At 39.6% G+C, this 11426-nt stretch carries 8 protein-coding genes; 6 read left to right on the top strand and 2 right to left on the bottom strand.

What is annotated here, in order from left to right; all coding sequences use genetic code 11:
* Positions 1 to 119: 119 nt before the first annotated feature.
* Together rpoC and R8923_RS12560 are read left to right on the top strand one after the other, a co-directional pair.
* Entirely contained in the window at positions 120 to 3725 is a 3606-nt protein-coding gene (gene rpoC / locus R8923_RS12565; RefSeq protein WP_485873103.1) for a DNA-directed RNA polymerase subunit beta', read from the top strand.
* 287 nt (positions 3726 to 4012) lie between these two features.
* The gene (locus R8923_RS12560; RefSeq protein WP_485873102.1) at positions 4013 to 5644 is read left to right on the top strand and encodes a LapB repeat-containing protein; all 1632 of its coding nucleotides are present in this window, start codon (positions 4013 to 4015) and stop codon (positions 5642 to 5644) included.
* Between the two features lie 38 nt (positions 5645 to 5682).
* Here the strand turns inward: R8923_RS12560 and R8923_RS12555 are convergent, their stop codons facing one another.
* A complete protein-coding gene (locus R8923_RS12555; protein ID WP_485873101.1) occupies positions 5683 to 7143 on the bottom strand; it encodes a glycoside hydrolase family 1 protein in 1461 nt (486 codons plus the stop codon).
* A 207-nt stretch (positions 7144 to 7350) separates the two neighbouring features.
* On the opposite strand from R8923_RS12555, the gene R8923_RS12550 reads away from it, so the two are divergent.
* From R8923_RS12550 to R8923_RS12540, 3 genes are read left to right on the top strand one after another with little or no spacing between them, the layout of a single operon-like run.
* Positions 7351 to 7878 carry a TetR/AcrR family transcriptional regulator gene (locus R8923_RS12550; RefSeq protein WP_485873100.1) on the top strand — a complete coding sequence of 176 codons (528 nt, stop codon included), beginning with the start codon at positions 7351 to 7353 and terminating at the stop codon, positions 7876 to 7878.
* Between the two features lie 56 nt (positions 7879 to 7934).
* Complete coding sequence (locus tag R8923_RS12545) at positions 7935 to 8348, top strand: MarR family winged helix-turn-helix transcriptional regulator (protein WP_485873099.1); 414 nt, start codon at positions 7935 to 7937, stop codon at positions 8346 to 8348.
* 12 nt (positions 8349 to 8360) lie between these two features.
* Positions 8361 to 9320 carry a ring-cleaving dioxygenase gene (locus R8923_RS12540; RefSeq protein WP_485873098.1) on the top strand — a complete coding sequence of 320 codons (960 nt, stop codon included), beginning with the start codon at positions 8361 to 8363 and terminating at the stop codon, positions 9318 to 9320.
* Positions 9321 to 9393: 73 nt separating this feature from the next.
* On the opposite strand, the gene R8923_RS12535 is transcribed toward R8923_RS12540, so the two are convergent.
* Positions 9394 to 10248 (bottom strand): MurR/RpiR family transcriptional regulator, encoded by an 855-nt coding sequence (locus tag R8923_RS12535; RefSeq protein ID WP_485873097.1) that lies wholly within the window; start codon positions 10246 to 10248, stop codon positions 9394 to 9396.
* Positions 10249 to 10408: 160 nt separating this feature from the next.
* Here R8923_RS12535 and R8923_RS12530 point away from each other — a divergent pair, with 160 nt between their 5' ends.
* The gene (locus R8923_RS12530; RefSeq protein ID WP_485873096.1) at positions 10409 to 11425 is read left to right on the top strand and encodes an oxidoreductase; all 1017 of its coding nucleotides are present in this window, start codon (positions 10409 to 10411) and stop codon (positions 11423 to 11425) included.
* Position 11426: the final 1 nt, after the last annotated feature.

Raw genomic sequence — 11426 nt, 5'->3', positions numbered from 1 at the left:
TATTAGCCGCAAGGAGTGCTGAACGTAGTTGTGCTTCCTTGCGGGCCAAGTTATATGAAACGCATATAATTTAAACCTAATAAGTGAGAAATCATGACCAAAATTAGGAGGTTGGGCACTTGATAGATGTTAATAATTTTGAGTATATGAAAATCGGTCTAGCATCTCCAGATAAAATCCGTTCTTGGTCGCACGGTGAAGTGAAGAAGCCTGAAACAATCAACTACCGTACGCTAAAACCAGAACGTGATGGACTATTTTGTGAGCGTATTTTCGGACCAATGAAAGACTGGGAATGTTCGTGCGGAAAGTACAAACGTGTACGCTATAAAGGTGTTGTTTGTGACCGTTGTGGTGTTGAAGTAACGAAATCTAAAGTTCGCCGCGAGCGCATGGGACACATTGAACTCGCAGCGCCAGTTTCACATATTTGGTATTTTAAAGGTATTCCGAGTCGTATGGGTCTTGTGATGGATATGAGTCCACGTGCGCTTGAAGAAGTTATCTACTTTGCGTCTTATGTAGTGACAGAGCCAGGCGACACACCGCTTGAGAAGAAACAACTTCTTTCTGAAAAAGAATATCGCGTTTATCGTGAGAAATATGGTCAAACTTTCCAAGCTGGAATGGGAGCCGAAGCGATTAAGAAAATTCTTTCTGACATCAATCTTGAAAAAGAAACAGATGAGTTAAAAGAAGAATTGAAAACGGCACAAGGTCAACGCCGTACGCGTGCTATTCGCCGCCTAGAAGTCATGGAAGCTTTCCGTAATTCAGGAAATGATCCAAGTTGGATGGTTTTAGACGTACTACCTGTTATTCCTCCAGAGCTTCGTCCGATGGTGCAACTTGAAGGTGGCCGCTTTGCAACAAGTGACTTAAATGATTTATATCGCCGTGTAATTAACCGGAATAATCGCTTGAAACGTTTGCTCGATTTAGGCGCGCCTAACATTATCGTGCAAAACGAAAAACGGATGCTTCAAGAAGCTGTGGATGCTTTAATTGATAACGGTCGTCGTGGTCGTCCTGTTACGGGTCCTGGTAACCGTCCATTAAAATCTTTATCACATATGCTAAAAGGGAAACAAGGTCGTTTCCGTCAAAACTTACTCGGTAAACGTGTCGACTACTCTGGTCGTTCCGTTATCGTCGTTGGACCTAACCTTAAAATGTACCAATGTGGTCTTCCAAAAGAGATGGCACTTGAATTATTCAAACCATTTGTGATGAAAGAACTCGTTGGACGTGGTCTTGCGCACAACATTAAGAGCGCTAAACGTAAAATTGAACGCATGGCGCCAGAAATCTGGGATGTCCTTGAAGAAGTAATTCGCGAACATCCAGTTCTCTTAAACCGTGCGCCTACGCTTCATAGACTCGGTATCCAAGCATTTGAACCGACTTTAGTTGAAGGTCGTGCAATTCGTTTGCACCCGCTTGTTTGTACCGCATATAATGCCGATTTTGACGGTGACCAAATGGCTGTCCACGTTCCACTTTCGGCAGAAGCACAAGCAGAAGCACGTATTTTAATGCTTGCCGCACAAAACATTTTGAATCCTAAAGATGGTAAACCAGTTGTTACACCTTCTCAGGATATGGTGCTAGGTAACTATTATCTTACACTTGAACGCGAAAACGCGGTTGGTGAAGGAACAATCTTTAAGGATATCAACGAAGCACAACTTGCTTACCAAAATGGCTATGTTCACTTGCATTCTCGTATTGCAGTTTTCGCAGGATCTATTCCAAACGAGCGCTTTACAGAAGAGCAACGTAAACAATTATTAATTACGACTGTAGGGAAATTGATTTTCAACACTATTTTACCAACGTCATTCCCGTATATTAATGAGCCAACAAAATATAATTTAGAAATTGAAACACCTGCAAAATATTTTGTGGAGCCAACAACGGATGTTAAAGCTCATATAGCTAGCCAACCAATTGTTGACCCATTCAAGAAAAAAATTCTTGGAAATATCATTGCTGAAGTGTTCAAACGATTCCATATCACAGAAACATCTAAAATGCTTGACCGTATGAAAGATTTAGGGTTCAAAATTTCCACAAAAGCGGGTATTACAGTTGGTATTGCCGATATTTTAACGCTAACGGAAAAACATGAAATTCTAGAAACGGCGCATGATATGGTTGAAAAAATCACAAAACAATTCCGTCGTGGTTTAATTACTGATGATGAGCGTTATGAGCGCGTTATTGGCGTTTGGAATGCCGCAAAAGACGAAATTCAAGGCAAACTAATTTTAAGTTTGGAACGTTTAAATCCAATCTTTATGATGCAAGATTCTGGAGCTCGTGGTAACATCTCGAACTTTACGCAGCTTGCTGGTATGCGTGGTCTTATGGCTGATCCATCTGGTCGTATCGTAGAACTTCCAATCACTTCTAATTTCCGTGAAGGCCTAACCGTCCTTGAATACTTCATCTCTACTCACGGAGCGCGTAAAGGTCTTACCGATACTGCCCTTAAAACGGCCGATTCTGGTTACCTTACTCGTCGCCTTGTTGATGTGGCACAAGACGTTATTATTCGTGAGGATGACTGTGGTACGGACCGCGGCTTAACAATTAAAGCGATTCGCGAAGGTACTGAGATTATTGAACCGCTAGAAGAACGTCTAGAAGGGCGCTATGCTCGTAAAACAGTGCGTCACCCTGAAACTGGCGAAGTTTTAGTCAAAGAAAATGATCTTATTACTGAACCGATTGCAGTGGCAATTGTTGAAGCGGGTATTGAAGAAGTGTCGATTCGTTCGGCGTTTACTTGTAACACGAAACATGGTGTATGTAAAAAATGTTATGGTAAAAACTTGGCTACTGGTACAGAAGTTGAAGTTGGTGAAGCGGTTGGAATTATCGCGGCACAATCTATCGGGGAACCTGGTACACAGCTTACAATGCGTACGTTCCATACAGGTGGTGTAGCCGGAGATGATATCACACAAGGTCTTCCACGTATTCAAGAAATTTTTGAAGCACGTAATCCGAAAGGGCAAGCAACCATCACAGAAGTGGCTGGGGAAGTTGTTTCTATCGAGGAAGGTCGCGACCGTGGGCAAGAAATTACAATCCAAGGTACAGATGATCGTCGTAGCTATACAGTTCCTTATACAGCACGTCTTCGTGTTCAAGAAGGTTCGATGGTAGACCGCGGGGAAGCTCTTACGGAAGGTTCTATTGATCCAAAAGCTTTAATCCGTGTTCGTGACGTTTTATCTGTTCAAGAATACTTGCTTGCTGAAGTACAAAAAGTTTACCGGATGCAAGGGGTAGAAATTGGCGATAAACACGTTGAAGTTATGGTTCGTCAAATGTTACGTAAAATCCGCGTAATGGACACTGGAGATACTGATATCTTACCAGGTACATTAATGGATATTCATACGTTTACAGAAGCAAACCGTGATGCGATTATGAGTGGCAAACAACCAGCCACTGGTCGTCCAGTCTTACTTGGAATTACAAAAGCTTCTCTTGAAACAGATTCCTTCTTATCTGCTGCATCATTCCAAGAAACAACTCGTGTTCTTACAGATGCTGCGATTAAAGGAAAACGTGATGAGTTACTTGGTCTTAAAGAGAACGTTATTCTTGGTAAACTTGTACCAGCTGGAACAGGTATTCACCACTATCGTAAGTTAAAACCAGAAGTCGTGGGTGCTGAAAAAGAAACAACAGAAGAACCCTCTACTTTCTAAAATAAAGAAACGGAAATCATGCTTGTAATGATTTCCGTTTCTCTTTTTTGAAATAGTTAAGTGAATAATAGTTAAATTAGACTCATAAAATAGAGGTTCCTACTAAAATGTGTCTAAAAACTGAAAAATACTCAACTTAGAAATGGCTTAAATAAAGGTTTTTTTCGTTGTCAAGTGAACTTTAACTAAATAAGAAAAAGAAAATGACAAAGTTCACAAATTATTCATTGAAAGGTGTAATAAAGTGAGCTAACATGATTATATTATACATCAGGAGGTTTTAATGAATGACATTCAGAAAAAAAGCTCTTACTTTTATGTTAGCGACAGCTGTTGTTGCGACACCTTTTGCCACCCCTACAGTTTTTGCGGAAGAAGTGACTCCCACAGAACAAGGGACAACAATTGTTCAGATTCCAGATCCAGAATTAAAGAAATATTTAAATACTCAATTTAAACAAGCTCAAGATGCTGATATTACTCAGGCACAGATGAACACGCTTTCCAGTGTTTCACTCTCTGGCGATACCTACACGAATTTGTCGGGACTTGAATATGCAAACAATTTAGCGGCGCTCTCTTTGTCGAAGACTTCCAATATTAAGGATCTTTCTGTGGTGACGGCAATTCCCAATTTGAAAAACTTATCCATTTCGGGTTATTTTTTGACTGATGATAAATTGCCGGACTTAAATAATGTGTCGAATCTCGAATCGATTACTTTGAGCGCTACGTCAAATACAAACGCAGTTTTCTCGAAAATTAATAAAATGCCAAACGTCACAAATTTATATGTGCAAAACAACTATAATATCACGGATATTTCGGCGCTTAAGAGTATGCCGAAATTAAAAGTACTGTTTGTGCAATTTGATGGTATCCAAGATTTACAATGTATTTCAGAATTTCCAGCATTAGAAACAATTGCAGCAACTGGTCAAAATACTGGGCGACTTGATGCGCACAATAAAATTAAAAGTTCTGTGCTTAGCTACGATGAGGGAAGTGAAACGTTGTTCATCCCGTTTTCGATGATGGTGAACCGCTTCACACATTTTAATGGGTATCAACCGCCGTTTACGAAATCAACAGCATCGAGCCAAACCTTTTTAGCATTTAATGGTACAAGACTGGATAGTACTCGTCTTTCCATCAATGATGAAGGTATTACAGTGAATGCAGTAACAAAAGAAGACTTTGATAACCTTTCAGAAATCGAGTACAATGCATTTTATGATAATGTTGCTGGAAGCTACGAAACACCAACATTTCTAAAAGGATATAATGCTTCATCAGGCACATATGATCAATATTTTGATATTGAACATTTTATTACCTTAACAGCAGACGAAGCGTTTGAATACGACAAAGGTCAACAAGTCACAGAAGCGCAATTTTTACAAGATGTACATGCGACAACCGATGATGGCTCGCCAGTAACAAGTGATTTTGCGCAAGTGGTTGATTTAGAAACACCAGGAACTTATGAAGTAACATTGAATGCTGAAAACGAGGCGGGGCTAAAAGCAACACCTGTCAAAGTTCAAGTTACTGTAAAGGAAATGGCGCCTGCACCGGCACCCGTTGAACCAGAAACACCAACAAATCCAGAAACACCAGACCAACCAGAAATACCAAGCGACCCAGAACAACCTATAATTCCGACGCAACCAGAAACACCCACAGCCCCAGTGCAACCAGTAACGCAGGCAGAACCGGACGGGACGATTGCAAAAAATGAGACAAGCAAACAACAAAACAGCGCAAGCGCACCAAAAACAAATATTGAAAAAACAACAACAAAAACACAGCTCTTGCCTAAAACAGGGGATACAAATAGTATGCTTTATGTGGGACTAGGTAGCCTTCTAGTACTAAGTGGTTTCGTTTTATTCCGCCGCAAAAGAATATCAAAATAAAAAAATGAGGTTGGAATAGTTCCAACCTCATTTTTATTTTATGCCAAATCCTCGCCGTTTGTTGCGATAACTTTTTTATACCAATCGAATGAATCTTTTTTCGAGCGTTTTAATGTGCCATTGCCTTCATCATCTTGATCAACATAAATGAATCCGTAACGTTTTGACATTTCGCTTGTAGAGGCACTAATTAAATCAATTGGCCCCCAACTTGTATAGCCGATTAAATCAACGCCGTCTTTAATGGCTTCTTTCATTTGAACGATGTGCTTGCGCAAATAGTCAATGCGATAATCATCATGGATACTACCGTCTTCCTGAACGGTATCATAGGCACCGAGGCCATTTTCAACGATGAAAAGTGGTAAATTGTAACGCGAGTAAAGGTCGTTAAGCGTCCAGCGCAATCCTTTAGGGTCAATTTGCCAGCCCCAATCGGAAGTCTCCAAATATTCGTTCTTCACACCGCCCATAAAGTTGCCAGCAGTCCGGTTTCCTTCAGGTTTTACGGTTGCAGAAAGGGACATGTAGTAACTAAACGAGATAAAGTCAACGGTATGTTCTTTTAGAATTTCATCATCTCCGACTTCCTTTTTAATCGAAATATGATTTTCTTTAAAAAAGCGATTCATGTAAGTAGGATAAGTTCCGCGAGCATGTACGTCTGTGAAGAAAAGGTTCATTTGATTTTCATGTTGTGCTTTTAAGACGTCATCTGGGTTATTTGTTGCTGGATAAGTCGCCATGCGAGCAAGCATGCAGCCGATTTGTGAATTTGGAATAATTTCATGGCAAAGTTTTGTTGCAAGTGCGCTTGCGACAAATTGATGATGCGCTGCTTGATATGAAAGCTCAAGTGGATTTTCCGCATCTTCAACTAAGACGCCACCACCAGTGTAGGGGCTAAGTGAAATAACATTGATTTCATTAAAAGTGAGCCAATACTTAACTTTATCCTTATATCTTTTAAAAACAGTTTCTGCATAGTTGGTGAAAAAAGAAATGACGCGGCGGTCAGCCCAACCATTATATTTCAGTGTCAAATTAAGCGGAGTTTCATAGTGTGAGAGCGTCACAAGTGGTTCAATGCCATATTTTTTCAACTCATCAAAAACCGCATCATAAAAAGCAAGTCCTTTTTCATTTGGTTCCGCATCATCACCATTTGGGAAAATCCGAGCCCAGTTTAGCGATAAACGAAAAGTCTTAAAGCCCATCTCCGCAAATAAAGCAATATCTTCTTTATAATGGTGATAAAAATCGACTCCGTCGCGTTTTGGAAAGCGGGCATGCGTTTCGCCTGCTAAAATGGCATCAATTTCCTTTTTTGTCACATCTAATGAAAAGTCATTACCACGTTCTGATTTTGGCACAAATTTGACCATATCTGCTGTCGACAAGCCCTTACCATCCAAATTGTAAGCTCCTTCAACTTGGTTTGCAGCCGTTGCGCCGCCCCATAAAAAGTTCTTTGGAAAACCATTTTTTACTTCCGTCATTTTAGTCGCTCCTTCAATCATTCATTTTTTTACACTCTCATCATACTTTCTGTAATGCATTACATGTCAAGCCTGAAATTGAATACCCTTTCAGAAGAAGATAAAAGGGTAATTTCACCACCTCTTTCAAGCTTAGAATGCTGTTACAATTGCTAAAAAAGCAATTCTTAGTTAAAATTTAGGAAAGAAGCGAACGGAGGAACAAAATTGAGTAGCAGAGATTTAATTATTAAGTCTGCCATCGAAGTAATTTCAGAAGCAGGCATTCAAAATTATAGTTTAGCCAAAGTCGCTAAAAATGCTGGTATTACGAAGGCTGCCATCTTTTACTACTTTAAAAACAAAGATGAACTCACGAAATCACTCATCACATATACTATCGATGCTTACAATGAAATACTTACAGCAGAGTATGAAAAACACAAAAATACATCTAAAATTCCTTTTACAGAAGCCTATATTGCGGGAAATCTGCGCCAATTAGAAGACGACGATTTAATTGGCCTACACGCAGCACTCCTAGCATCCGTCATCACTCAAAACGTCGATAATGAAGAATGGAATGCCGTTTATGATGCCGATGACGAACGCCTCACGCCAGAAATCGGCTCGGAAAAAGCCAATTTTGTTCGCTATACCATCGATGGCATGTGGCATACACACATTTTAGGCATCCAACAAGCCGACACACAAAAAGTTGCCAAAACACTATTAGAATTTGTAAGCAAGCCGTAAAGCTTGCTTTTTATTTAGTTTAGAGATAAACTAAATAAAACAGGAGGCGGTTCAAAATGGTAAAAACAGATGACCGACTAGGCGTCATCCTTTGGTTTCGCATAAGTCGTTTTTATAATCGGAATATGAAACTCACAAATCAAAACTTTAAAGAAGCAGGCCTCTCAACAGCCATGTTTGACTGCATTGCTCAAATCGGTCCAGAGGGCAAACTAACACAACAAGAACTTGGTAAAAAACTCGTTGTGACAAAAGGGAATATTACACAGTTGCTCGTAAAACTCGAAACACAAAATTATGTGCGTCGCGAAAAAGTAGGACGTGAAAAATTTATTATGCTGACGAAAAAAGGAATCACTTGTTACAATGAATTGGTGCCAAAGCAAGAAGCTTTTCAACAAGACCAATTTAGTAACCTAACGCGCGAAGAACAAAAACAGCTACTTGATTTACTGAAAAAATTAAATTAGGAGGCAGAAAACATGGAATTATTAGGCTTACATCATATTTCCATTTTCACTGAAAACGCAAGAAGAAATTTTGATTTTTATACGAAAGTCCTAGGAATGCGGCTCGTAAAAAAAACCGTCAACCAAGACGATCCTTATACGTATCATCTATACTATGCAGATGAAATTGGTAACCCTGGTACAACAGTGACCTTTTTTGAAGTCCCTAACATGGCGAAAAATCAGTTAGGTCGCAATCAAATTTCCGCTATGAGTTTGCGTGTCCCAAATGATGAAGCACTCGTATACTGGCATAAGCGGCTAGATGAGTTTCAAATTTTTCATAGTACCGGTGAGGAACAATTTGGACGTAAAGTTATCCGTCTTAAGGACATAGATGGTCTCACCATTCATTTAGTTTCTGATGAGGGGAATACAGGTGTTTCTGCAGGTCATCCGTGGGCTCAAGGACCCGTTCCAATCGAATATGCCATTTCTGGTCTCGGTCCCGTACGCATTTCGGTTTTGAAAAAAGAAAAAACCGATACAGTGTTAACCAAATTGCTTGGCTTTAAACGCGTAGGAGCTTATCAGGAAAATGAAAAATTGCTTACCGTCTATCAAACGGGCGCTGGCGGCACGGGATCAGAAGTGCATCTTGAGGCAAGACCAGATTTGAAACAGCATAATTTAGGAGCTGGCGGAGTACATCATCTCGCTTTCCGCGTGAAAGACGATGCAGAAATGCTTGCTTGGGTAGAGCGAATTTCAGATTCTGGCTATGCCAATTCAGGTTTTATTGACCGTTATTATTTCCATTCACTTTATTTCCGCGAATCAAACGGAATTCTTTTTGAATTAGCAACAGATGGCCCAGGATTCAACACGGATTTTGAAGTAGAACATGGTACGTATGTTGAGCTCCCGCCAAAATTTGAAAGTCGCCGTGCTGAAATTGAAGCGCATTTGACGCCACTTGATACCGATAAATAAACAAAATTTGTAATTTCAGACTGCTGACAAGCGGCAAGTTTAATTTTTAAAGCCTCCTTAAGCAGTCTGATTTTTAAACATCATTTTCGCTAAAGAAATCCCGATTTTTAGCAAGATAAGCTGTATTTTTTTCATAGTCCATTTGATAAAGCGCCGAGAAAAATACATTTAGTACATAGTCAAAAGCAATTTGTGAAGCAAAAGTAGAAATTTTAAGAGCCGTTTTCCCCTCCGATTTCGGAATCGAAATGCAAATATCTGCTAGTTTAGCTAATTCGCTCGTCGTTTGAGAGGTAAGTAAAATAATGGGCACGGCACGCTTCTTTAAAAAACTTGCCGCCGCAAAGTCAAGCTTCGATAATGCATCATAACTGATAAAAAATGCACAATCATGCTTCGTCATATTTGCCGTATGAACCGCCCATTCCGCACGTTTTGTGGCCAGAAAAGCATAGCGATTAATTTTCCACAACTTATTTTGAAAACTCTCCGCACGAATTTGTGAATCCCCGACCGCAAATAAAAAAATGCGTTGAGACTCATGTAGTAGCCGCGTTGCTCTCGCTAGCTGCGCCTCATCGAGTAGTTGAAAACTTTCGGAAACCGTCTGCTGCGTAAGCTCCATAATTTCCCGACTAATCGTAGAAAGTGAATCCCCCTCCTGAAACGGCGTATTAGGATCAATATCAGCAGGTAAAAAGTCGCGCCCCTGAATCTCCTTAACAAGTGCAATCTTAAACTCTTTAAACCCTGAAAGACCTAATTTTCGAGTAAAACGGATGATGGTGGCATGCGATGAGAACGTCCTTTTCGCAAGCTCTTGAATTGTTAAATGTTCCATCTGATCGGCATTTTTAAGAATAAATGTCGCAATAGCTTTTTCAGTTGTCGTAAAATCTGCCATGTTTTTCATATTCGTTAAAATCATAAAAAAGCTCCTTTCATGAACTTTTTGTGCAAAAAATAAGTTTTCACTAGTCCGTTTAGAACAATTTTTTCTAAATGAACAGGCATAAACATAATTGGTAGCCTTTTTCGCCAAATACTTATAAGATAAAAGTATTAAAGTGAAACGAGGAGGATTTAGTATGCTTACTATCGGTTATATCGGAAACGGAAAAAGTACCAACCGATACCATTTACCATTTGTATTAGAGCGAAATACCATTCGCATAAAAACCATTTACCGAAGAAACCCAAGTCACGATGCTTGGAAAAAATTTGATCATATTCATTATACAACGAATTTAGATGAATTACTGTCTGATTCGGAAATTCAAATGATTGTGGTAGCCACAACGCAGGAGTCCCACTTTGAATTTGCGAAGCAAGTATTAGAAGCTGGAAAACATGTTTTAGTCGAAAAGCCCTTTATGATGACGTATAAAGAGGCTGAAGAAATTTTTCAACTAGCGAAGGCGAAAGGTTTAATCGCGCAATGTTACCAAAATCGCCGTTTTGATTCCGACTTTTTAACGGTGCAGCGGGTAATTGAGAGCGGGAAACTTGGCGATTTGTTAGAAGTGGAAATGCATTATGATTATTTTAGGCCTGAAGTGCCAGAATCAGCGCATAAATTTGAGTTTTACAATAGCTACCTATATGGTCACGGCTGCCACACAATTGATCAAGTATTATCTTATTTTGGAAAACCTGACAACATTCATTATGACGTCCGGCAATTGCTCGGTGAGAACCGTATGAATGACTATTTTGACTTAGATTTTTACTATCAAACTTTAAAAGTCTCCGTTAAATCGAGTTATTTCCGTTTGAAAGCGCGGTCTAGCTTTGTCGTCTACGGTAAGAAAGGTGCTTTTGTGAAAGAGACAAAAGACCGCCAAGAAGAGCATTTAAAACTGTTCTACATGCCAGAAAATCCAGATTTTGGAATTGACTTGCCAGAACATTACGGAACGCTAACCTATATAGATGAAAACGGTGAATACCGCGAGGAAAAAGTAATTTCAGAAGTAGGCGATTACGGCCGAGTCTACGACGAACTTTATGAAGCCATTATAAATGGAAAACCGAAACAAGTGAAAGATGATGAGACCCTACTGCAAATGCAAATTTTAGAAAAAGGGATAAAGGAGTGTAAATAAA

The organism is Listeria tempestatis, from assembly GCF_963575625.1.
In the GTDB taxonomy this organism is placed as follows: Bacteria; Bacillota; Bacilli; order Lactobacillales; family Listeriaceae; genus Listeria; species Listeria tempestatis.
This window is presented reverse-complemented; position numbering and strand designations above follow the sequence as displayed.

What these genes read in the sequence shown, in the direction of transcription:
- R8923_RS12560 (WP_485873102.1), top strand. Translation starts at nt 4,013, where the DNA reads ATGACATTCAGAAAAAAAGCTCTTACTTTTATGTTAGCGACAGCTGTT.
- R8923_RS12540 (WP_485873098.1), top strand. Translation starts at nt 8,361, where the DNA reads ATGGAATTATTAGGCTTACATCATATTTCCATTTTCACTGAAAACGCA.
- R8923_RS12530 (WP_485873096.1), top strand. Translation starts at nt 10,409, where the DNA reads ATGCTTACTATCGGTTATATCGGAAACGGAAAAAGTACCAACCGATAC.
- R8923_RS12555 (WP_485873101.1), bottom strand. Translation starts at nt 7,143, where the DNA reads ATGACGGAAGTAAAAAATGGTTTTCCAAAGAACTTTTTATGGGGCGGC.
- R8923_RS12535 (WP_485873097.1), bottom strand. Translation starts at nt 10,248, where the DNA reads ATGATTTTAACGAATATGAAAAACATGGCAGATTTTACGACAACTGAA.
- R8923_RS12545 (WP_485873099.1), top strand. Translation starts at nt 7,935, where the DNA reads ATGGTAAAAACAGATGACCGACTAGGCGTCATCCTTTGGTTTCGCATA.